The organism is Streptomyces sp. NPDC005496 (assembly GCF_042872045.1).
In the GTDB taxonomy this organism is placed as follows: domain Bacteria; phylum Actinomycetota; class Actinomycetes; order Streptomycetales; family Streptomycetaceae; genus Streptomyces.
Map to the genome: position 1 here is coordinate 1 of NZ_JBIAJQ010000006.1, position 22,335 is coordinate 22,335.

Sequence of the window (22,335 nt, forward strand, 5' to 3'; positions counted from 1 at the left end):
TCCTCCGCCTTGCAGCTGCACGCACCAGACCCCGCTCGGGTCGGCCGGGACGAACCGTCCGTCACGGCCGACCTGATCCAAACGACAGGCCCTAGTCGCCCTGGCCTGTACAACGTTGGAAAGGGCGGCAGTTGGCATGACAGCACGGCCTCGACCGTCTGTACAGGTACATGACACGGAAGATTTCCGGCGGCCCGTCCCGCGCTGTTCCCGAGATCACCGCCGGAACCCACTGTCGCGGCGGAGCCACCGAACGTACACTGCCAAATCGCAGACATGCGGGCGTAGTTGACCGGGGGGAGCCGACATGTCAGGTGATCAGTTCGGGCCGACGTACGGGTTCGCCGTGCCTCCGATGCCGTCCGCGCCGCCACCCGCTCCCGCCGACCCGCTGCGGGCCGTCGCGGTGGCGCTGCTGAACCTCAGCGGCCTCGGGCTGGGCTATGTGCTGGTACGCCGTTGGATCCTCGCGGCGGTGTGCTGGGCCGCGACCGCGGTCCTGCTGTTCGTCGCGCTGCCCGCCGACCCCGACGGGGTGTCGGGCGGAGCCCTGACCGCGTACGTGGTCTTCCTGGTGCTCGCGGCCGCCCACGGCGCGGTCGTGGGACTGCGCACCCGGCTCATGTGGCCCGCCGCCGCTCCCGTCGCGATCCTGCTCGGCCTGGTGCTCCTCGCCGTTCCGGCCGGCGGTGTCGTGCTGTACGACGGCGCGCGTGACGAGGCCACCGAGGAGATGCTCCTCGACCGGCTCGAACGGGCCGACCGGCTCGTGTCGAAGGCCGAGGGCAAGCCCTTCGGGAGCGCCCGGTCCGATCTCAAGGACGCATGGCGCGTGTACGGCGATCTCCGGGACGACCACCCCGACTCGCGGGCGGCCGAGCGGGTGCCGGACCGGATGAAGAGTTACTACACGACGGTCGGCGCCCCCTACGCGCAGAAGAAGTACTGCGACGCGATCCCGCCGCTGCAGTACCTGCGCACACTCTCGCGCGGCACCGACAAGAAGGATCTCGGCTCGCTCGCCACCTGGCCCGACGACCGGCTGGCCACCTCCCTGTACGAGTGCGGGTCGGACGGTCTCGCCACGGGCGACGCCGTCTGGCCGACACACTTCGGTGAACTCCTCGGCACTTTCCCCGAGTCGGAGCAGGCGGCGAAGGTCGAACCGGCCGTCGGCTCGGCGGTCGACAAGGCGGTCAAGGACGTGCGCGGCGACGAACCGTGTGCCGCCGTCGACCGGCTGAAGGCGCTCAGCTCCCAGGTCGAGGGCCTGAAGGGGGAGGAGGCCGGAGTGGAGCAGGCACTCGCCAAGGAGGTCGGCCGGGCCGACAAGAGCGCCGGCTCGGGGGCGTACGACTGCGGTGTGGACCAGTACAAGGACGGCGACTTCGCGGACGCGCTCAGCACCATGAACGACTTCGTGGACGACAACAAGGGGAGCAAGAACCGGGAGCGCGCCAAGAAGATCGCGATCGCCGCCGAGATCGCGCAGACCGTTCCCGCCGCGGGCAAGCGCCTGCCGACGACGGCGTCCGGCGGCGGCATCACCGTCACGCTCAAGAACGACAGCCCGGACGACATCACGGTCCTCTTCACCGGGCCCGTGACCGGCAGCGTCACCCTCAAGGGCTGCGGCAGCTGCACGGCCTACTCCACGTCGAGCACGCTCTCCCTCGGGTTCAAGCCCTGCAGCGACAGCGGCAAGAAGTACCCCCAGCGGACGATCAGCCTGCCCGTCGGCACGACGTACTTCCTGCACAAGCCGAAGTCCGGCACCTCCGGCACGACCCCCGCCTCGGACACCGCCAAGCTGTCTTCGGGCTACATCTACACCGAGTGCGCCTACACGACGAAGGGCTTCGGCCTGGGCACCTGACCCGGCGCCCGTCCCCGGCTCCGGGCTAGGGTCTGTCGTTTGGATCAGGTCGGCCGTGACAGAGGGTTCGTCCCGGTCGGCCCGAGCGGGGTCGGGCGCGTGCAGCTGCAAGGCGGAGGAGGGAGTCGGCGACCGACGACAACGCCGCAGATGCGCGTGCCAGACCCCGCGACCCCGGCCTGATCCAAACGACAGGCCCTAGGAGCAGGGGACGTCGTCGCGGCGGTCGTCGGCGCGCGCGTCCGGCTCCTCGGTCCGGGTGCCGGGGGACGCGGCGCCCGCGCCCGGCAGGCGGAGCGATCCCGCGGTGTCCTTGAGGCGTTCGAGGGTCTTCGCCAGGCCCCGGAAGGGGAGCCCCTCGGGTCTGCGCGGCTTCCCGACGACCGGCACGCCGGCGCCGGACTCCTGGAGGGCGGCCAGCGCCTCGTGGGCGAGTTCCGCGGCCTCCCGGTACAGGTCGCGGGACTTCGTCATCGCTTCGAGTGCCTCGGCGTACGTGGCCACGAGGGCGCGCGCGTGGGCGAGTTCCTCCTCGACGGTCAGCAGGTGCCACTGCTCGCGGAGGTCGGACACGGCTGTGGCGGCGTCCTCGACCAGCGGTCTGGGCAGCGCGGCGTAGCGCGTCACCGTGTCGATGAGGTCGGCCGGCACCGAGCCGTCCAGGAAGACGCTCCGCACGGTGAAGTCGTCGTCCTCGTAGCCGGGCCTCGGGGGTGTGCCGGGCAGGACGACCGCGCCGCCCCGCGGTACCTGGACGCCCAGATCGCGGAGCGCCCAGTTGACGATCTGGAACTGGTCGGGCGCGGCGCGGTGTTCCACGACGCGGTGCCGGAGGCTGGGCGGCATCAGCCGGGCCAGCGGCCGCCGGCCGCGCTCGTCGGTCGTCATCGCCTCGTGGACGACGACGTGGATGCTCCAGGTGTTGTGCGCGGCGGTGTTGAGCAGCCGCCGCAGCTCCTTGTCCTCGCCCGGGAGCGGATTGATGGTGCGCAAGCGCAGTCCGGGGACGAGGTCGTGGTCCCAGGGCACGTCGGTGTCCTCGGGCCAGAACATGGCGGCGGGCGAGGGCATCTCCAGGTCCCAGGGCCGCTCCGCCTCCGCGGCCAGCGACCAGGTCCATTCGTCGGTGCTGCCCTGGACGGCTTCGACCGTCAGCCGCGCGCGCACGGTGACGGCACCGGAGACCTGCCACCGCGCCTCGAACACGCGGCGGCCGGCGCCGTCGCGGGTGTCGTCCAGTTCGAGGTGGTCCTGGATGACCCGGTCGTTCTTCTGCTCGCGCAGACGCCGGCGGACGACCTCCTCCGCGCCGGGGCCGACGAAGCGCCCGCGGGCGAGCCACACGGTGTCGGGGGCCGTGGCGCGGACGGTGGGGGACTTGGCCATGGATCACTCTGACGTTGGGAGACGGCGTGCGGTCCCAGTATGGGCCGTGCTGATCACGCGCTGCGGGGGAGGGGGCGTGCTTCCGCCGTCCGGCGCTGTGAGACAGTTCGCCCCGCTCGTCGCCGGGAAGGCCGCGAGGCCGCGTGGGGGGCGTCGCCCCCCACGCGGCCCCGGTGAGCCGGCCGTCCGGAGCGGGCCCGTGCCCCGCTCCGGCGTGTCGTCAGGCGCCGCTGGCGTCGAGCATCTCGTCACGCTCGACGATCTTCACGCGCTCGCGGCCCTGCGGTGTGCCGAGCGCCTTCTCCGCGGCGTCCAGCCGGTACCAGCCGTCCCAGGTGGTGTAGCGGACCTCGCGCTCGGCGAGGAACGCGTCGACGGCTTCCGGGGCCGGGGAGGCGGGGGTGTGCAGACGGCCGTTCGCGTGGTCGTCCAGCAGGCTGGCGACGGTCTCGTTGGCGTCGCCCTTGGTGTGGCCGATGAGACCGATGGGACCGCGGCGGATCCAACCAGTGACGTAGGTGGACCGCAGATGCTCGCCGCCGGCCTCGATGACCCGCCCGCCCTCGTCGGGGACGGTGCCCGTGGCGAGGTCCCAGGGGAGCTTGGGGAGCGCGTCCGAGAGGTAGCCGACGGCGCGGTAGACGGCGGTGACGTCCCAGTCTTTGTACACTCCGGTGCCCTTGACGTTGCCGGTGCCGTCGAGGGCGGTGCGCTCGGTGCGCAGGCCGGTGACCCGGCCGTCCTCGCCGAGGATCTCGGTGGGCGACTCGAAGAAGTGCAGGAACAGCTTGTGCGGGCGGTCGCCGATGTCGCGGATCGCCCAGTTCTCCAGGGTCTTGGCGACCATGTCGGCCTGCTTGTTGCCGCGCCGGGTGGCGATCGAGCCGTCGTCGTAGTCGATGTCCTCGGGGTCGACGATGACCTCGATGGTGGGGGAGTGGTCCAGCTCCCGCAGCTCCATGGGGCTGAACTTGGCCTGCGCCGGGCCGCGTCGGCCGAAGACGTGGATCTCCTTGGCGCGGTTGGCCTTCAGCCCCTCGTGGACGTTCGGCGGTATCTCGGTCGGCAGGAGTTCGTCGGCCGTCTTGGCGAGGATGCGGGCGACGTCGAGCGCCACGTTGCCGACGCCGAGGACGGCGACCTTCTCCGCTTCCAGCGGCCAGGTGCGGGGGACGTCCGGGTGGCCGTCGTACCAGGAGACGAAGTCGGCCGCGCCGTACGAGCCGTCGAGGTCGACCCCCGGGATGTCGAGCGCCCGGTCCGCGGTCGCGCCCGTGGAGAAGACGACGGCGTCGTAGAAGGTCCGCAGGTCGTCCAGATCGATGTCGCGCGGGTAGTCCACGTTGCCGAAGAGGCGGATCTGGGGCTTGTCGAGCACTTGGTGGAGGGCGGTGATGATGCCCTTGATCCGGGGGTGGTCGGGGGCCACGCCGTAGCGGATCAGGCCGAAGGGGGCGGGCATCCGCTCGAAGAGGTCGATGGAGACCCCGGGCTCGCCGGCCGCTTCGGATTTGAGCAACGCATCGGCGGCGTAGATACCGGCGGGGCCGGCTCCGACGATGGCTACCCGCAGAGGGCGCGACATGATCAGGTTCCCTTCGAGCGATGACAGGCTGGCTCGTCGGGAAGCCTAAACTAAGGCAATCCTTACTTGGTACGGGGGTCCGGTTGATGACCCCATAAGGCCGCCTTATGGGCGCGGCTGGGTGGACCGGCCCGCCTCGATCTCGCGCTTCAGATTGCGCAGCGTCCGGTCGATGTTGCCGGTCTGGAACGCCGCGAAGGTCTTCCCGCCGGTCGCCATGCGGTCGAAGGCGTTCGCCACGAAGTCCGGCCAGGAGCGGCGGTCGTCGGTCCAGGACTCGGTCACCCGTGTCGCCGTCCCGTCCGGGGCGAAGCGGTACTCCCAGGTGGCTATCGGCGCGCGCAGCCGGGGCCGCTTGACGCCGATGGCGTGGACGCGGAACGCGAAGCGGCGGCCGGGTTCGGCCACGGTCACCGTGCAGCGGGTTGTCCACCGGAACGGGCCGCGCTTGTTGTGTCCCTCGAAGACCAGCCCGACCTGCGCGGGCTCGTCAGGCCGGGCCACGGTCGCGCCGAGGTTCTCGGGGCTCCAGCGCCCCATCTGGGCCGGACGGCTGACCTCCTCGTACACGGACAGGGGCGACGCCTCGACGAGGATGCTGCGCGTCACGGTGAAGGTGCGGGGCATGGAAGTCCTTTCGTCGCCCACAACCTACTCGTCAGTAGCAAGGATGTCACCGGGCTCCGGCCGACCGTCTCCCCACGGCGAGGGCCCAGTACCCGCGTGGCCGGCCTGCGGGAATCGTCCTGGGCGCCTCCCGCAGGTCCCGCCCGGCCTCGCGGGGTGTCGCGTCAGGCGGCGGCGTGGAAGAGGGCCGCCGCCTCGCCGCGGGAACCCACGCCCAGCTTCGTCAGGATGTTGGCGACGTGGAACTTCACCGTCGACTCGGTGATGCGCAGCTCCTGCGCGATGGCCCGGTTGCGGTGCCCGAGCGCCAGCCTGGTCAGCACCTCCAGCTCCCGCTCGCCCAGCGACGTCAGCGGGTGCGGTGCCGGATCCCGAGTGGCGCGCAGCGGGACGGTCGCCGTGACCGTCGAACCCCAGCCCGGCACGGCGTCGACGTCCAGGCGCCCGTCCAGCACGTCGAGGCGCTCCACCACCCGGCCCGGACCCAGGGCGCAGTGCGACAGCGTGCCGGGACCGTCGTCCCGCACGGTCGCCCGCAGTTCGTCCTCCGTGACCTGCCAGCCGATGTGGACGCGGCTGACCGACTCCTGCTCCAGCGCCTTCATCAGCACCGCCCGCACGACCGCCCGCGCGGTGTGGGCCACGTCCGCCGCCAGCGGCTTGGTCGACTGCGGAGCGCCCAGCTCCAGCCGGACGGGGCCGTAGCGCATCAGCGGCCGCACGCTCTCCGCGAGCCGGGCGAACGCCTCGTCGGCCGGCTCCTCGGCGATCTCCTGGTCCCGTTCGGCCGTGGCGCGCAGCTCCAGCACGGCCGTGACGGCGAGATCGGTTGCGGCGGCCCGGGCGGTCGCGTCGTCCATGGCGCGGCTGCGCAGCACGCCGAGCATCCCGGTCAGCGCCGCGGCGTGCGCCTCACCCAGCTCGGCGATCACCCGGGCCCGGGTGTCGGCGGCGGTGCGCGAGCGGGCCAGCGCCCCCGGCACGGCCTCCGCGGCCAGCCGGTCGACGTGGCTGGTCACCAGGTCCCACAGTGCCTGGACGAACGAGAGAACGGCCGGGTCGAGCACGGAGCGGTCCTCCCGCACCAGCAGCAGGACCGCGCCCCGGGGCGTGGCGTCGCTGCGCACGGCGAGCACCGGGTGCTCCGCGCCGGCAAGGGTGAGCACGCCCTGCCAGGGGCGGCCGGCCACCCCTGAGTCGAGCAGCGGCGCCAGGTCGGCCGCGCCGAGCCGGGCGACGACGTCCTCGTCGCCGTGGGTCTTGAACGGCGAGTGCGCGCAGTGCGTGGACAGTTCGGCGGCCGCGCGGTGGGGGACCGCTTCGGCGAGGACGGAGGACAGCCGCGGCAGGATCCGGCCGAGGGGCTGACGGATCACGTCGTACGCGGCGGTCAGGGCGGGCACGGAGCCGGACAGTTCCATGCGTTTCAGCGTAATGAACGGCCCCGCCGGACCGGCTGTCCTTTCGGACAGGTGCGACTGTCCGGAAGACCGGCCCCCACGGGCCGCGCCCCGGACGAGGCTTGAGTCGTCGACAGGCCACGGGCCGTCGAGGTGCCGTCGCCCGACGGCACCGGCCGCGGAGTTCCGATCACCGTGGCCGCGCGACACGACAGCGGGGAGTTCCCATGAAGGCGATCAGGTACGACGAGTTCGGCGCGGCGGACGTCCTCAGCTTCGGCGAGATCGCCGAGCCGGTACCGGGCCCGGGCGAGGTGCGGGTCCGCGTGGTGACGGTCGGCGTCAACCCCCTTGACCACAAACGCCGTCACGGCTGGATGGAGGCGTTCTACCCGACGACCTTCCCGGCTGTGCCGGGTCTGGAGTTCGCCGGGGTCGTGGACACGCTGGGCGAGGGGGCGACCGGATTCGCGCCCGGGGACGAGGTGTTCGGGTGGACGAGGACGGGAGCGTACGCCGAGTACGCCATCGCCGGCGACATCGTCCACAAGCCGGCCGGCCTCTCCTTCGAGGCCGCGGCGACGCTGCCGGTGGCCGGCGAGACCACGGAGCGGGTGCTGGGCCTCCTGGGCCTGAAGTCCGGCGAGACGCTCCTGCTGCACGGGGCGGCGGGAGCGGTCGGGCAGGTCGCCGTCCAGCTGGCCGTCGCGCGCGGGGCGACGGTGATCGGTACGGCGTCCCCGGCCAACCACGACTTCCTGCTCGCGCTGGGAGCGGTCCCCGTCGCGTACGGGCAGGGGCTCGCCGACCGGGTCCGCTCGGCCGCTCCACACGGCGTGGACGCGGTGTTCGACGCCGCCGGACACGACACCTTGCCCGTCTCCGTCGAGCTGCGGGGCGGCACGAGGGACCGGATCGTCACGATCGCGGCGCAGGACGCGGCCGACTACGGCGTGGTGTTCTCCGGGGGTGGCACTCCGTCGGAGGTCGTGCGGACCTGGCTGGCGGAACACGGCAGGCTCGCGGTGGAGGGCAGGCTCGGCGTCCCGGTAGCCCGGACGTTCGCGCTGGCCGACGCCGCCGAGGCACAGGAGTTGAGCGAGACGGGACATGTGCGCGGCAAGCTGATCCTCACGGTGTGACCGCCGGCCGGCGGGTCCCATTGGTGAAGGGGGCGCGGTCGAGGGGTGTTCGCCGGGGCGACGCGCGGCACACCGGGGCTGATGTATCATCGATCTTGAGCGCGTCGCCGAACTCCCGGCACCGTGCCTCGCGTTGGTGGTCCAAGGAAAGACGCCCCGCTTCCTGCGGGGAGATGCAGGTGCAAGGCCTGCCCGGCGCTCCACGAACCCCACCCCGGTCACCCGGGGTGGGGTTTTCGCGTTGCCCGCCGCGGAGCGTGCGGCCGTACGCGGCGTCCGGCCCCGCGTTGTCGGTGGCGTCCGGCATGATCCCGGGAACACGTCGTCGGTGCGGTAGGGGAGTGAGCGGGATGTCCGTCAACAACGAGAACGTGCTGCGGCACCCGTTCCTGCGGGCGCTGTACGAGGACGACTACTACCCCGACCATGTGCTGGACCGGGGCAGGGAGATCCTGCTGAGGCTGTGCGCCCGCATCGAGGCGGAACGTCCGGACGGCCTCGGCGCCCTGTACGCGCTGACCGCCGAGGCCACGGAGGAGTTCAACGCCCTGGAGGCCGAGTTCGATGCGGCCGGCAGCGAGATCGAGACGGTGGCGCGTGAGGAGATCGCGGAGGACTTCTCGTTCGTCGCCACCGCGTACGGGTTCGCGGACGCCGACCATGAGGAGCTGGTGGCCGCCCGGGAGTGGTGAGGCCTCCGTCGTCCCGGGTTCGCGCGGCGCGTGGCAGGAGAGCGGAACCATGGGGGACCCGGCCGTACGTCCGCACGGCCCGCCGTGGGGTGGTCGGAGCCCGGCGGTGCGCTCACATGTCGACGATCGTGCCCCGGTCCTCCGCACGGGCTACGGCGTGCGCGACATGGGCCGCCGCGACGTCGAGAGCGGCGTGGCCGGTGGACTTGAACACGGTCAGCTCGGCCGCGGTGCGCCTGCCGGGGTGCTGTCCCGACAGGACGGAACCGAGGAGCGCGACCGTGCGCCCCGCCGGGAGGTCCTGCAACTCGTGCGCCCCCGCCGGTACGGCGGAGGTGGCGGCGCCGGGCCACTCCGCGAAGAGGGTGGCGTCGTGGACGGTGGCGGCGTCCAGCTCGGGGCCGTGGGAGCCGCCCACCGAGCTGACGTGGGTGCCGGGCGCCAGCCAGTGCCGCTCGATCACGGGGCGGGTCGCGCCGGTGCAGCAGAAGACCGTGCCCGCCTCGCGTACCGCCTCCTCGATGCTCCGGGCGGCGCGCGCCGCGGGGTGCAGACCGGCGAGCCGTTCCGCGCTCGCGAGGTCGCGGCCCGCGACCGTCACCGGGGTCGCGGGGTCGAGTACCGCGAGCAACTCGACCTGGGCGCGCGCCTGCGCGCCGGTGCCGATGACGGCGACGGCGCGGTGGTGGGGACTTGCCAGGGCGCGGGCGCTGTGGGTGGCGGACGCGGCGGTGCGGATCGCCGTGAGGGACTCGGCGTCCATCAGGGCCAGCGGGCCGCCGTGCTCGGCGTCGAACAGGGCGACGACACCCCGGTGCGTGCTGCGTCCCGGACGGCCGGGGTCGGCGAAGACGGAGACGAGTTTGGCCGCGAGTCCCAGTCCGGGAACGTATCCGGGCATCGCGCCCAGCAGTCCGGCCGGGGCGCGGGCCGCGATCCTGGGCGGTGCCGAGGCCGACCCGTCGCCGACGGCCTTCAGCGCCGTGGCCACGGCGTCCATGAGGCGGTGGGGGTCGAGGGCGGCGCGCGTCTGAGCGCGGTCGAGGACGAGGATGCCGCTCATACCGCTCCCTCCTCGGCATCGGCGGTACGGGTGAGGAGGCGCTGCAACTCGTCGGCCGACGCCCGCAGTCGGTGGCGCAGACCGGCGACGCGGGACTCGTCGAACTCGGTGTCCAGACCGACCACGGTCAGGGCGCACACGGGGGCGCCCGGGGTGGGGACGACGGCGCGGCTGACGGAGGCGACGGGCTGTTCGTTGCGGCCGTGCTCGACGGCGAAGCCGCTCCGCTCGGTGCGCTCGATGTCGGCCAGCAGGCCCTCGGGCCCGGTCAGCGGATGTCCCGCCGCCTCAGCGAGGCGGAGGTAGGGGGCGCGGGCCTCCGGGGGGAGGGCGGCGACCAGGGCGAGCGGGCCGGCGAACCGGTGGACCGGCAGGGCCTCACCCATCAAGTGCGTGATCATCGCCAGGCGTTCGGGACGTACGACGTCGATGACCCGGGCGCGGTCCGCTTCCGGGACCTGGAGGTTGACCATCATCCCGGTGTCCTCCGACAGGGCCGCCAGCACGGGACGGGCGATGGCCGTCAGCGAGTTCCTGGCCGCCGCGGACGACAGGCCCAGGACCGCGGTGCCCGGCAGATAGCGGTCGCCGGCGCGGAGCACCCAGCCTCTGCGGACGAGGTCGAGCAGGACGCGGTAGGCCGTGGCGCGATGCAGGCCGACCTCTTCGGCGAGGTCGGTGAGGCGCGGGGGATGCGGTGCGCGGGCCACGGCCTCGACCAGGTCGAGCGCCTTGTCCACCGCCGAGCGGGGTGCTGCGGGCAATTCCGACCACTCCTTGTGGCGCCGCGGGTGGCCAGCGTACGGTGGCCCGTGTTTCCAGTGACGATACAGCTGTTACGTACACCGTAACAAGCCCCCACGAGGTGAAGATGACCCACGAGGCCTCTGTCGAGCCGGGCCCGCACGCGCCGCCGCCGGACGGCACCGTCGCCGTCTACCGCGGTGCCACGCTGTTCGACGGGCACGGGGGCCCGCTGCGGCCGTCGACCACGATCGTCACCGACGGGGCGTGGATCCGCGCCGTCGGCGACGACGCCGAACTCGACGCCCGACTCCCCTCGGACGCCGAGGTCTTCGACCTCGACGGCCACTTCGTCGTCCCGGGGCTCATCGACTCCCACCAGCACATCGCGACGCCTCCCGACCGGCCCGCGGCCGAGGCGGTGCTCCGCCGGCTCGTCTACAGCGGCGTCACCGCGATCCGCGACATGGCGGACGACCTGCGCCAGGTCGGCGATCTCGCCAGAGCCACGCTCGTCGGCGAGATCCCCGGCCCCGACATCCGCTACGCCGCGCTCATGGCCGGCCCCGGCTTCTTCGACGACCCGCGCACCCACCAGGTGTCGCAGGGCGAGACCCCGGGCGCGGTGCCGTGGATGCAGGCGATCACGGACGACACGGACCTGCGCCTGGCCGTGGCGATGGCGCGGGGCACCCACGCCGCCGCGATCAAGGTCTACGCGGACCTCGACCACTCCGCGGTCGCCGCGATCACGGCGGAGGCCCACCGCCAGGGCATCCCCGTCTGGGCCCACGCCACCGTGTTCCCCGCCTCTCCCCGGCAGGTCGTCCTGGCCGGCGTTGACAGCGTCTCGCACGTCACGCTGCTCGCCTTCGAGGGCGCCGAGGGGCAGTTGACGAGCTACAAGCACAAACCGCCCGTCGACCACGAGAGGTTCGCCGGAGGTGGCGATCCGCGCGTGGCGGAGCTGTTCGCCCTGATGCGCGAGCGGGGGACCGTGCTCGACGCGACCGCCTGCATGTGGTCCAGCGACGCCCTGGCCGGGGACGGACCCGAGGGAGCCGAGCGTGCCCGGCTCAACAGCGAACTCGCGGCCCGGCTCACCGCCCAGGCGCACCGGGCCGGCGTGGACGTCTCCGCCGGCACGGACTACGAGACCGGCCCCGAGAACCCGTTCCCCGCGCTGTACGAGGAGCTGGCGTTCCTCGTGGACCGCTGCGGGATGACTCCCGCGCAGGCGCTCCGCTCGGCCACCCTGATCGGAGCCCGCAGCGCCGGCACCGAGGCCGTCATGGGAAGCGTCGAACCGGGCAAGCTCGCCGACTTCGTCGTCCTCGGGGACGACCCGACACACGGCGTCGACCGGCTGCGCACCATCACCATGACCGTGAAGCGGGGCCACCGCTTCGTCCGCGGCGAGTTCGACCGGACGCTCGCCGCCGACACCCGTGCCCGGCGCGACGAGACCCAGGAGGGCCGATGACGTCCACGCCCATGATCATCAACGCGCTGGGGCAGCTCGACAACCCCAACGCCCCGCGGTCCGCCGAGGCCGCCGCCCAGCTCAACGCCTCCAGCGAGCAACTCACCGTCGACGCACGGGCCCTGGCCGACGCCCACGCCTCGGGACTCACCGCCGTCAACATCACCCTCGGCTACACCATGGGCGACCTGCCCCCGTACGAGCACACCCTGCACGAGATAGCCGTGTGGGACGCGATCATCCGGGACAACGCGGCGGACCTCACGAAGATCCTCACGGTCGCCGACGTGCACCGGGCCAGGCAAGAGGGCAGGATCGGCGTCATCTACGGCTTCCAGAACGCCGTCGCCGTCGGTGACGACCTCCACCGCGTCGCCACCTTCGCCGAGCTGGGCGTGCGGATCGTCCAGCTCACCTACAACCAGGCCAACCACATCGGCGACGGGTCGATGGCACCGGGCAACCGGGGCCTCACCGAGTTCGGCCGCGACCTCGTCGCGGCCCTGGACGAGCAGCACCTCATGGTCGACCTCTCGCACAGCGGGGAACGCACCTGCCTGGAGGCCGCGAGGATCGCCCGGCGTCCGGTGTCGGTCAACCACACCGGCTGCCGTGCCCTGGCCGACCTGCCCCGCAACAAGACCGACGAGGAACTGCGCCTGGTCGCCTCGCGCGGAGGGTTCGTCGGCATCTACTTCATGCCCTTCCTCGACGTCTCCGGTCACGCCAGTGCCGCGGACGTGGTGGAGCACATCGACCACGCGGTGAACGTCTGCGGCGAGGACCACGTCGGGATCGGCACCGACGGCCCCGTCACGTCCATCGACGACCTCGACGCCTACCGCGCGCACCTCGCCGAGCACGTGGCGCTGCGCCGACAGGCCGGCGTGTCGGCGGCGGGCGAGCGCAGCGACACACTGCCGTTCGTCATCGACCTGCGCGGAGTGGACCAGTTCCGGGAACTGATACGCCTTCTGGAGAAGCGCGGCTACCGCAGTGAGCGCATCGAGAAGATCCTCGGACGGAACTTCCTCGACTACGCGGCGCGGGTGTGGGCCCCGTAACCCCTGACGAGCCGGGCCGCCGGGAAGCCGCCTCAGCGGGCGGCACCCTCCTCCAGAGGCCGCGCCGCCTCGCCGGAGTCCGCCGGTCCGGCGGCGCGGCGCCGCCGGACGGATCCGAGGGTGCCGTGGGCCGCCATGATGCCGGCGATGACCAGCACGGCACCGATCGGCTGGTTCCAGGTCAGCCGCTCACCGAGCAGGACCACACCCGCCGTGACGCCCACCACGGGCGTCAGATAGGTGACCGCGGCCGCGTTCACCGCGCCCCACGCCTGGACGATGTTGTTGTTCCACAGATAGGCGAGACCCGTGCTGAGGGCGCCCAGCGCCAGCATGCTCACCGCGATGCCGGGATCCACCCGCGGCGCCGGGGAGGCCAGCCACGGCGTGGCCGCCAGCATCATCAGCGCGCCGATCGTCACCTGGACGAAGGCGACGCTGACCGCCGGCAGCCCCAGCGGGGTGATGTGCCGGCGCAGCTGCACGAAGGCGAAGCCGTAGCAGGTGGTCGCGCCCAGGCAGGCGAGCTGCGCCTTGAGGTGACCGCCGCCGGACAGGCCCGCCGGTCCGATCAGCACCAGGACGCCGGCGAAGCCGGTGAGCAGGCCCGCGGTGCGCCGCCGGGTCAGCCGCTCACCCGCCAGGGCGACCGTGCTGACGGCGAGGGTGAGCAGCGGAGTGGTGGCGTTCAGGATGCTCGCCATGCCCGACGTGAGCTGCTTCTCCGCCCAGGAGAACAGCAGGAACGGCACGACGCACAGCAGCACGGACACGAGGGCCAGCCGCAGCCACAGTCGCGGTTCGCGCGGGATGCGGCTGCGGGTCACCGCCATCACCGTGCACAGCGCCAGCGCGCCCAACACCAGCCGCCCCCACACGACCTGAGCGGGCGTCAGCCCCTCCAGCGCGACCTTGATGAACAGAAAACTCGAACCCCACGCGCATGCCAGCGCGACGAACTGCGCGACGATCCTCGCACGCAAGTCACGGCCCCCCTCGGCCCCTTCGGGCCTGACGTCTCTCACCGGCCGTGCCGCGGCGGCCTCCGGGCCCGCGGGCCCGGAGGCCGCCGCGACCGGCTCCTAGTTCCGGTCCGCGGCGATCGGTGCCACGGTCGGCGCCACGATCCGCACGTAGTCCCGCGTGGCCATGACGACGGACCGGTCGAGCCGGCCCGCGTTGAAGGCGATCTCCTCGTGTGAGGCCAGGAACTCGGCGTCCACCACCACCGGCAGACCGCCCGAGAGCCACAGCGGCGGGATCGCCCCGACGACGCACCCGGTCAGCTGCTCAGCCAGCTCCGACGGCGCGAAGCCGCCCTTGCGGCCCTCTACCGAGGCGACGACCCTCTTCAGGTCCGCGCGCCGGTCGCCCGCCAGCACGGCGAGCACCGCGGGGGAGTCGATGCCCTTCACCCGGCACACGAGAGCCTTGGCGCCCTGCGACACCGTGGTGCCGCGCACCGCCGACACCTCTTCGGAACGCCCCTCGGCCGCGTGCTCCACCACGCGGTACGCGGCCTTCTCTCGGTCGAGGAGATCGATGATCTGCTCAAAGGGACTCAACGGAGGCCTCCTGTGGGCTGTGCGTGCGTACGGCCGCGGAGCGGGGCGGCGTAGCGCCGCTCCAGCCGGCTGACGAAGGTGTCGATGAACGACGGCGGCGCCTCGGTCCAGGACCGCCAGTCACGGGTCACCTCGGCAAGGTACGACATCCGCCGCAGGTGCTTCCAAGTCCCGTCACCCGTACGGGAACCGAGGTCGACGGGAAGGTGCGCGCGCAGCGCCTCCAGGTAGTCCGCGAACACCCCGCTGCCGAAGTTCACGCGCGCGACGCCGTGCGAGGGCAGGGACGCGAGGTCGACCCGGGACAGCGAACTGCCGCCGTGCACGACCAGTCGGCGACCGGAGTCCGCGAGGACACCGGTGAGCTCGCGGACCAGTCCGTGGTCGATCGCCGCGTACCGGTGCTCCCGCGCGGGTTCCGTCGCGAACACCTCGTCCCACAGCTCGGACTTGCGCCGGGCCTTCGCGAGCCGGCGCTCCAGCCACTCCCGCTCCAGCGTGTCCAGCAGCGGACGCTGGAAGACCGGGACACCGGCCCGTGCCTCACGCAGCACCGCGTCCAGCCGCTGCCCGGCGTCCGGTCCCTCTCCCTCCATGGCCCGCCGGGCCGTGGCGGCGATCAGCCGGTGCTCGGCCGAGTAGGCGGGCAGTCCGGCCTCCGTCAGGGATCTCTCGACCCGCGCGCACGCCTCGGCGAAGGCGTGCAGGTCGTCCCCGGTGGCGCCGTCGTCCAGCAGCCCGACCTCCGCCAGCGAGCGGCGGGTGGCGGCGAAACCGTAGTCGAAGCTGTGGAACTGGCCCACGTGCGCCCCGACGAAGTCCAGGTCCGTGTCCCCGACGAACCGGACGAAGTCGTCCGTGGTCGTCCTGGCCCACTTGCGCAGCCCGGCGCCGTCGATGCAGCCGATCTCGCCCTCGACGAGCACGTCGTAGCGGCGTGCCAGTTCCGTCGCGGCGTTGGTGAACAGGACGTTCTGGTGGAGGGCCCGGCCGGAGCCGTCGACCATGACCGAGTCGAAGCCCGCCTCGCAGGCGGCGCGGACCACCTCGTAGTCGTCGGCGTGGTCGAGGTGCAGCCGCAGCCGCGAGCCCAGCGTGGCGTTGAGCCGGTCCACGTCCTGCTGGAGGGTGCGGAAGACCCCGGCGACGGTGGCGGCCGGCTCCCCGCCCGCGCCGTCGGCGACGAACAGCAGCGCCTCCTGCGGCGAGATCTCGCAGTACACGTCGCGCCGCGTCCGCGCCGAGAGCAGGGCGTAGGGCAGCAGCATCGACGGATGCTTCACGTTGAAGTTGGGCACGGTGCCCGTCCAGCGTGCGGGCGGTGTCCCGGCGGGCGCCCCGGACGGCGGGCCCGGCCGCCTGTTGCGCAGTTCCCAGTGGACCTCGCGCCTGACGTGCCGCACGCGGTCGAGGAACTCCGCCAGGTCGGTGTCACCGGGGGACAGGGTGCGCACGAGCGGTCCGAGGGCCCGCGGATCCAGGGCGTTGTGGTCCTCGACCACGAAGACCACCCCGAGCAGCGGGTCGTCGCGCCGCAGCGCCCGGGTCCGCTCCGCCACCCAGGACAGCGCGGCCAGGCCGCTGACCGGCAGCTCCTCGCACACGAACGCCACCGACTGGGCGGCCAGGGTGTCCAGGACCCGCTCGGACGTGAGCCGTTCGTCCGTGATGACGGTCCGCAGGGCGAGCGGCTCGAGGAGCGTTCGCGCCCACTCCGTGTTCCAGACCTCGGCGCTGATCACCGCGTGCGGTGCGTCGGCCGGACGCCGTACGACCGGCCCGCCCGCAGCCCGCCCCGGCAGCGGGACCGCGACCGGTACCGCGCTCACCGGAACACCTCGCCGAGCAGCCGGGCCGCCGCCGGCGAGTCGACGTACTCGTCGAAGGAGTAGGCGAGCCGGTCAAGGCCGAAGTGCTGCAGCAGATCGGCCACTTCGGCGCGTACCGCCGCGGGCTCGGCCCGGCGCAGCACCACCCGCGCCACCAGCCGGCCGACCTCGCGCATCTCCGCCTCGCGCAGCCCGCGCCGGGTCATCGCCTGGACACCGAGCCGCAGACCGTGCAGTCCGTTGCTGCCGGGGACCTCGATGTTGGTGGTGCGGATCCCGGCGCGTGCCAGGTCGCCCAGGGCCAGGCGCAGCGCGTCGGCCGCCGATCCGGTGATCACGTGCACCTGGTGGGTCTCGGTGAACCCGAAGGACTCCCCGGAGACCCGCACCCCCTCCTCGTGCAGGGCGCCCGCCAGCGCCTTGGCGTTGGCGACGATCTGCCGGGCGTAGTCGTGGCCGTAGAGCGCGACCTCCGACAGCGCCACGTACATGGGCGCGATCAGCTCGGCGTGCGAGTTGCTCTGCATCTGCGGGCAGACCCAGTCCGAGACCTGCCTCAGCTTCGGGTGGTCGGCGTCCCGGAAGGCGACGTACGCCTTCTGCGGCCCCGCGATGGTCTTGTGCGTGTTGCCGTGCACGGCGTCCGCGCCGAGCAGGGTGGGCTGGGGCAGGACCCCGCCCGCGATCAGGGCACCGTCGTGGCTGGCGTCGTAGGCCAGGAAGACGCCCTCGGGCAGGGCGGCCCGGATCTGCGCCAGCGGCTGCCAGCGCAGCTTGAACGACTGGTCGAGGATGACCAGTTTGATCTCCGGGTGCTCGCTCACCAGGGTGGCCAGCCGCTCCACGTCGACGAGCAGGGTCCGGTCCACCATCGGCAGGTGGTAGGTGTTCACCCCGGCCGCGGCCGCCAGTGACTCCAGTGCGAAGTGGCCGCCGTCCTTGTGCGCGAAGTGCACGAAGCCGTCGCCCCGGCCGCAGGTGCCGAGCAGCACGGCCTGCTCCGCGACCGATCCGCCGTTGGGCCGCCAGTCGAAGGTGGCGGCCTCGAAGAGCTGGCGCCCGATGCCGGTCAGCTTCGCCACCAGCGACGCGTTCGCGCCGGAGTCCGGGAACGACCACTCGCCGGGCTCGGACGCGTAGGGCGGGGCGAACTCGTAGAACCCGCCCTGCAGTCCGCCGCCGAGCATCCGCACCAGCTTGCTCGGGTAGTTCTCGCTGGCCGTCAGGCTCAGGTGCTGCTCGCGATAGGTGTTGTCCAGGACGAAGTCCGAGGTCAGGCGCTCCAGCATGTGCGCCACCCGGCTGTCCGACCACACCTCCCCACGCGGGGCCGCGGCGGGCGCCGGCGTCCCGCCCTCCTCGGCGCCCCTGGCGACCCCATCGATGATCCCCTCGGCCTCGTCGACGATCTCCCGCGCTCCGTCGATCGTCCCGCTGTCCTCGGCCGCCCCGGTCTCCTGGACCAAGGCGACGCCGCCGTGTTCTGCCGCGCGCATGAATCAACCCCCCGCTCATTCATCGCTCATTCGTGGCCGCCGCCCACCGCCGATCACCGACGATCGGGAGAGCCGAACGGCCGTCAAGACGGATGAGGGACGGGGCACCTTCGGTCGGCCGGAAGGGAGGCGGCGACGCCCGCGCACGACGCTGTGCGCAGGGCGATGGACCCGGTCCGCGTGCCTCCCCCGTACCCGGCTTCCCGGGGTCCGTCCCGGAAGCATCCGCACGCCAACGGCGGAGACTGTACACGGCGTAGATCATCGGTGGTCAGCGAAATCCAGCCGGTCTGCAGGCCGCGGAAGGCCCGCCGCGAGGCCCGGGGGACAGACGCTATGGAGCCTCGCGAAGGCGGCCTCGGGCCTGCGGTGAGGCGGCCGGGAGGACGGTCCTCGCGCACGGACGGGTGAGGGGCGCGGCCTGGCTCAATGCCGTCCTCCGGCGGACCGGGCGGACCGTGCCGGGGCGAGCTTCGCCTGTGCGGCGGCGACCGGCGGCGGGACCTGTCGCGGACACCGGGACGACGGGTGGTGGGCGGGCGGACGTCGGAGCCGCCGGTGTGCCGGGTACGGGAGCGCCGGCGTCGTCGGGGCCAGCGATACTGCCTGACATGCGTATCGACTATTCACCCGAGTCCATGGACAAGGGTGCGTTCTACAAGCTCCTCACCGCGGTGGTCGTACCCCGCCCCATCGCGTGGGTGTCGACCCTCACGGCAGACGGCACGACCGCCAACCTGGCACCGCACTCGTTCTTCACCGTCGCCTGCACCGACCCGCCCATCGTGCAGTTCACCTCGGTCGGCCGGAAGGACTCCCTGCGCAACGTGGAGGAGACCGGGGAGTTCGTCGTGAACTTCGCGCCCGAGCCCCTCTTCGAGCAGATCAACGCGACCGCGACCGACTTCCCCAGCGAGGAGGGCGAGTTCGACGCGGTCGGCATCGACAAGGAGCCCTCGCTGAGGGTCAAGCCGCCCCGGGTGGCCGCCTCGCCGGTGGCGCTGGAGTGCCGGCTCCACGCGACCCTGTGCCTGGGGAACTCCACCGTGCTGTTCGGCCGGGTGGTGCACGCCGCCGTGCGCGCGGACACGGTGGTGGACGGGCATCCGGAGATCGGCCTGCTGAAGCCGCTGTCCCGCCTCGGGAAGAACGAGTGGGGGGCGATGGGCGAGATCAAGGACCTCGCGCGGATCCGCTACAGCGACTGGCAGCGGGACTGAGCGGTCGATCCTACGGGTCCCGGCGGCCCCGGCCGCCGGGACCGGTCACTCGCTGTCCCGTCGGACGTCCGGGTTCGGACTGTCCCCCGACAGCGGGTCGAGTGATATGGGGATGAATTGGACGAGTCGGCGACTCGGCGGCGGATAACTTGCATCAAGCATTCGCATTATCTACGCTCCCGCCATGCGTTTGACGAAGTCCACCGACCTCGCACTCCGTGCGGTCATGGCCCTGGCCACGGCCGACGGTCCGTCGACGGCGCGCGATGTCGCGGCGGTCGTGTGCGTCCCGTACTCGCACCTGGCGAAGGTCGCGGCCCGGCTGCAGCACCTCGGTGTCGTCGAGTCCCGGCGCGGGCGCGGCGGCGGACTCGAACTGACGCCTGGCGGGCGGACGTTGTCCATCGGCTGGCTGGTCCGCGAACTGGAGGGGACCGGTGACGTCGTGGACTGCGAGGGGGACGAGGCGTGCCCGCTCGCGGGTGCCTGCCGGCTCCGCGGCGCGCTGCGGCAGGCGCAGGAAGCCTTCTACGCCTCCCTCGACCCGCTGACCGTCGAGGATCTCACCGCGCCACCGACCGGTCCGGTGCTGATCGGACTCATCGGCCGGGGACGCGACATGCGGCTCTGACGCCGTAAGCGCAGTGCGCGGTGCCTCCCGGTCCCACCGGGTGTCCGCGCGCGATGCCACACCCGTAAATAAGCATCCAGCATTCGTATTAGGGGTTGCCGTGCTCTCTCACACGTCCGCAGCGACTGTCCGCGCCACACTGCCCGCGGTGGGTGCGGCGCTGCCGCGTATCTCCGAGCGCTTCTACGAGCGGCTGTTCACCGCCCACCCCGAGCTGCTCCGGAACCTGTTCAACAGGGGCAACCAGACCGACGGGACGCAGCGCCAGGCGCTGGCCGGCTCCATCGCCGCCTTCGCCACGGCACTCGTCGAGCACCCCCGAGTCCGGCCGGACGCCATGCTGGACCGCATCGCCCACAAGCACGCCTCGCTCGGCATCAGCGCGGGCCAGTACCAGGTGGTCCACACCCACCTCTTCGCCGCGATCACCGAGGTGCTCGGCGACGCCGTGACCCCCGAGGTCGCCGCCGCGTGGGACGAGGTGTACTGGCTCATGGCGAACGCGCTGATCGCCATCGAGCGCCGCCTGTACGCCGAGCGGGGAGTACTGCTCGGCGACACCTGGCGCCCCTGAGAGGTCCTCGAACGCGTCGCGGAAACCGACGACGTCGTCACCTTCCGGCTCCGCCCGGCCGACGGACACGAGGCACCCTCGTGCGCGCCGGGCCAGTACGTCTCCGTCCGCGTCGAACTGGCCGACGGGGCAAGGCAGATACGTCAGTACAGCCTGTCCGGCGCACCCGCCGACCCCACGCGTTCCATCACGGTGAAGCGGGTGAACGAGGTCTCCGGGCACCTGCACGACCACGTGCGCGTGGGCGACCGCATCGAACTCTCCGCCCCCTACGGCGATCTCGTCCTCGACGACACCGACGCACCGCTGCTGCTGGTCTCCGCCGGTATCGGGTGCACGCCGATGCTGGCCATGCTGCACCACCTGGCCGACACCCGGTACGAGGCGCCCGTCACCGTCGTGCACGGCGACCGCTACCCGCGGGCGCACGCGCTGCGCGCCGACCACCACGCCCTCGCCGGGAAGCTGCCCGGGGCCACGGTCCACTTCTGGTACGAGGAGGACCCGGAGGAGGGTGACCGGCTCGGGCTGGTCGACCTGGCGCAGCTGCCGCCACTGCCCGAGGGTGTGCAGGCCTACCTCTGCGGGCCGCTGCCGTTCATGCGCGCCGTCCGCACCCAGCTCCTGGAGCGGGGGGTGCCCGCCTCCGCCGTGCACTACGAGGTCTTCGGCCCTGACCTCTGGCTCGCCGAGGCCTGATCCGGCCGCCGGTGCCGGGCGCGGAAGCCGTGACCCCGCCGTTTGTTAGGTTGACGGAGACCGCGCAGGCACCGGCGGCCCACAGCAGAAGGAGCCCGACCCGCATGATGGCGCGCGCCAGACTCGTCCAGGAGCTTCGCCGTGACGGCACCGGCCGTACGGGCAAGGAAGCCGCGCTCCTCGTGGAGGACTACGCGCACCAGCTCGCCGGCCGGCTCCGTGAGGCGGGACATCGCGAGGCCGCCGACCTCATCGACCCCAGCGCCGGGCAGTGCACGTGTGGCGCGCCGGAAGGGGCCGACGAGGACAGCCGGGAGACCCGCCGGTACTGGGAGCACTCCCGGTCGTGCTCGTTGGCCGGCTGAGCCGGCGGGACGCGCCGCCCGCGTACGCGGTCCGCAGCCGGGCGGCTCACCCTGGCCCGTCGGCCCCTGCCCACCGCGTCCCGGGTCAGGGGAGGTGGCGGCGGGCCCCTGCCCAGGCGAGGAGGCGGTCGCGCACGGGGCCGGGGTGCAGATGGGGCAGCAGCCGGGGCAGATGCGCGGTCAGGTTCTTCAGCCGCCGCAGCTCCCCGATCCGCTCGACGGGGAGATCACGCCAGTGCGCGGCGAGGGCGCGGGCCTCGACGGGAGACGGAGGTAGTGCGCCGTTGGTGTCGGCCGCCAGCCCCTCGGGACTCCAGACTCCGTCGCCGGGCCCGAGCTCGTCGATCACCCACATGCGGAGCATGAAGTCCTGCTGTGCCGTGCGGGCCTCGTTCCACGGACCGTCGCCGTCGAGGCGCTCGTTGGCCAGCAGCGCCAGCCGGGCCCAGCGCAGGCGGGCTGCCCGGGGTTCGTCGTCGCTGTACGCGTGCGCCTGCGCCAGGACGCGCACCGCTTCGAGGTGCGGGCCTCGCGTCCGCGCGGTGAACGCCTCCAGGCGTTCGACGGTCCAGGTGTCCATGCCCTGAGTCGGGTCGCTCTCGCCGGCGTCGCTCCGCGGAACCGGAGTGGACCTGCCGTCGTTTTGAGGGGCGGTAGCTGCTTCCGGGCCGGGGAGCGGCGGATCGGTCATGCGGTCAGCATAGGGACCTGTCGATGCCCGTCCGGTACCGTTCGTCCACTCACAGAGATGCCGTGCGGCCCGCCGAACAGGGGCGCGACACAGCCCGGTTCGCGGTGCGGAGACACGGAATTCTCTCTGTCCGCCGTAGCCGCCCGCTGACCTGGACCCGCTTCGGATGACCCGCGCCGGCACGGTTCGGAAGGGAGCCGTGG

The 22,335-nt window shown here is 72.6% G+C and carries 19 protein-coding genes and 1 pseudogene; 9 read left to right on the forward strand and 11 right to left on the reverse strand.

The features are described from left to right. Positions 1-307: 307 nt before the first annotated feature. On the forward strand, positions 308-1,876 hold the full coding sequence (locus ACFYQQ_RS19165; RefSeq protein ID WP_355794674.1) for a hypothetical protein: 1,569 nt from the start codon (positions 308-310) through the stop codon (positions 1,874-1,876). Positions 1,877-2,074: 198 nt separating this feature from the next. On the opposite strand, the gene ACFYQQ_RS19170 is transcribed toward ACFYQQ_RS19165, so the two are convergent. From ACFYQQ_RS19170 to ACFYQQ_RS19185, 4 genes are all read right to left on the reverse strand, one after another. Then, positions 2,075-3,262 (reverse strand): hypothetical protein, encoded by a 1,188-nt coding sequence (locus ACFYQQ_RS19170; protein ID WP_356241370.1) that lies wholly within the window; start codon positions 3,260-3,262, stop codon positions 2,075-2,077. 220 nt (positions 3,263-3,482) lie between these two features. Next, on the reverse strand, positions 3,483-4,847 hold the full coding sequence (locus tag ACFYQQ_RS19175; protein ID WP_355788744.1) for an FAD-dependent oxidoreductase: 1,365 nt from the start codon (positions 4,845-4,847) through the stop codon (positions 3,483-3,485). A 105-nt stretch (positions 4,848-4,952) separates the two neighbouring features. Then, positions 4,953-5,474 (reverse strand): SRPBCC family protein, encoded by a 522-nt coding sequence (locus ACFYQQ_RS19180; RefSeq protein ID WP_356241367.1) that lies wholly within the window; start codon positions 5,472-5,474, stop codon positions 4,953-4,955. Positions 5,475-5,638: 164 nt separating this feature from the next. Beyond that, positions 5,639-6,895, reverse strand: a complete 1,257-nt coding sequence (locus ACFYQQ_RS19185; RefSeq protein ID WP_388904869.1) for a LuxR C-terminal-related transcriptional regulator — start codon at positions 6,893-6,895, stop codon at positions 5,639-5,641. Between the two features lie 206 nt (positions 6,896-7,101). Between ACFYQQ_RS19185 and ACFYQQ_RS19190 the strand changes: the two genes are divergently transcribed. Together ACFYQQ_RS19190 and ACFYQQ_RS19195 are read left to right on the forward strand one after the other, a co-directional pair. Continuing rightward, positions 7,102-8,016: an NADP-dependent oxidoreductase gene (locus tag ACFYQQ_RS19190; protein ID WP_356241361.1), complete on the forward strand. Its 915-nt coding sequence runs from the start codon at positions 7,102-7,104 to the stop codon at positions 8,014-8,016. A gap of 350 nt (positions 8,017-8,366) precedes the next feature. After that, a complete protein-coding gene (locus ACFYQQ_RS19195) occupies positions 8,367-8,708 on the forward strand; it encodes a DUF5713 family protein (RefSeq protein ID WP_355794988.1) in 342 nt (113 codons plus the stop codon). A 112-nt stretch (positions 8,709-8,820) separates the two neighbouring features. On the opposite strand, the gene ACFYQQ_RS19200 is transcribed toward ACFYQQ_RS19195, so the two are convergent. Then, positions 8,821-9,771 carry an ornithine cyclodeaminase family protein gene (locus ACFYQQ_RS19200; RefSeq protein ID WP_356241357.1) on the reverse strand — a complete coding sequence of 317 codons (951 nt, stop codon included), beginning with the start codon at positions 9,769-9,771 and terminating at the stop codon, positions 8,821-8,823. After that, positions 9,768-10,535, reverse strand: coding sequence for an IclR family transcriptional regulator (locus tag ACFYQQ_RS19205; RefSeq protein ID WP_355792818.1), 768 nt, complete (start codon positions 10,533-10,535; stop codon positions 9,768-9,770). Before ACFYQQ_RS19205 ends, ACFYQQ_RS19200 begins: the two co-directional genes overlap by 4 nt. 107 nt (positions 10,536-10,642) lie before the next feature. Between ACFYQQ_RS19205 and ACFYQQ_RS19210 the strand changes: the two genes are divergently transcribed. Together ACFYQQ_RS19210 and ACFYQQ_RS19215 are read left to right on the forward strand one after the other, a co-directional pair. After that, a complete protein-coding gene (locus ACFYQQ_RS19210) occupies positions 10,643-11,998 on the forward strand; it encodes an amidohydrolase family protein (RefSeq protein ID WP_355792822.1) in 1,356 nt (451 codons plus the stop codon). After that, positions 11,995-13,062 carry a membrane dipeptidase gene (locus tag ACFYQQ_RS19215; RefSeq protein ID WP_356241354.1) on the forward strand — a complete coding sequence of 356 codons (1,068 nt, stop codon included), beginning with the start codon at positions 11,995-11,997 and terminating at the stop codon, positions 13,060-13,062. The genes ACFYQQ_RS19210 and ACFYQQ_RS19215 overlap by 4 nt, the downstream gene beginning before the upstream one ends. A gap of 32 nt (positions 13,063-13,094) precedes the next feature. Here the strand turns inward: ACFYQQ_RS19215 and ACFYQQ_RS19220 are convergent, their stop codons facing one another. The 4 genes from ACFYQQ_RS19220 to ACFYQQ_RS19235 all read right to left on the reverse strand — a co-directional run bounded on the left by ACFYQQ_RS19220 (position 13,095) and on the right by ACFYQQ_RS19235 (position 17,952). Then, positions 13,095-14,045, reverse strand: coding sequence for a DMT family transporter (locus ACFYQQ_RS19220; RefSeq protein ID WP_388904870.1), 951 nt, complete (start codon positions 14,043-14,045; stop codon positions 13,095-13,097). Between the two features lie 99 nt (positions 14,046-14,144). After that, positions 14,145-14,627: a YbaK/EbsC family protein gene (locus ACFYQQ_RS19225; RefSeq protein WP_356169738.1), complete on the reverse strand. Its 483-nt coding sequence runs from the start codon at positions 14,625-14,627 to the stop codon at positions 14,145-14,147. Further along, on the reverse strand, positions 14,624-16,456 hold the full coding sequence (locus tag ACFYQQ_RS19230; protein ID WP_355787087.1) for a class II fructose-bisphosphate aldolase: 1,833 nt from the start codon (positions 16,454-16,456) through the stop codon (positions 14,624-14,626). Before ACFYQQ_RS19230 ends, ACFYQQ_RS19225 begins: the two co-directional genes overlap by 4 nt. After that, the gene (locus tag ACFYQQ_RS19235) at positions 16,453-17,952 is read right to left on the reverse strand and encodes a hypothetical protein (protein ID WP_355787089.1); all 1,500 of its coding nucleotides are present in this window, start codon (positions 17,950-17,952) and stop codon (positions 16,453-16,455) included. The genes ACFYQQ_RS19230 and ACFYQQ_RS19235 overlap by 4 nt, the downstream gene beginning before the upstream one ends. 611 nt (positions 17,953-18,563) lie before the next feature. Between ACFYQQ_RS19235 and ACFYQQ_RS19240 the strand changes: the two genes are divergently transcribed. From ACFYQQ_RS19240 to ACFYQQ_RS19255, 4 genes and pseudogenes are all read left to right on the forward strand, one after another. Further along, on the forward strand, positions 18,564-19,172 hold the full coding sequence (locus ACFYQQ_RS19240) for a flavin reductase family protein (protein ID WP_355787092.1): 609 nt from the start codon (positions 18,564-18,566) through the stop codon (positions 19,170-19,172). Between the two features lie 184 nt (positions 19,173-19,356). After that, positions 19,357-19,803 carry an Rrf2 family transcriptional regulator gene (locus ACFYQQ_RS19245; RefSeq protein ID WP_355787095.1) on the forward strand — a complete coding sequence of 149 codons (447 nt, stop codon included), beginning with the start codon at positions 19,357-19,359 and terminating at the stop codon, positions 19,801-19,803. Positions 19,804-19,903: 100 nt separating this feature from the next. Then, positions 19,904-21,076, forward strand: a pseudogene (locus ACFYQQ_RS19250) (globin domain-containing protein). 104 nt (positions 21,077-21,180) lie between these two features. Continuing rightward, a complete protein-coding gene (locus ACFYQQ_RS19255) occupies positions 21,181-21,441 on the forward strand; it encodes a hypothetical protein (RefSeq protein WP_356169752.1) in 261 nt (86 codons plus the stop codon). A gap of 85 nt (positions 21,442-21,526) precedes the next feature. On the opposite strand, the gene ACFYQQ_RS19260 is transcribed toward ACFYQQ_RS19255, so the two are convergent. Further along, entirely contained in the window at positions 21,527-22,132 is a 606-nt protein-coding gene (locus ACFYQQ_RS19260) for a hypothetical protein (RefSeq protein WP_388904871.1), read from the reverse strand. Between the last annotated feature and the right edge of the window lie 203 nt (positions 22,133-22,335).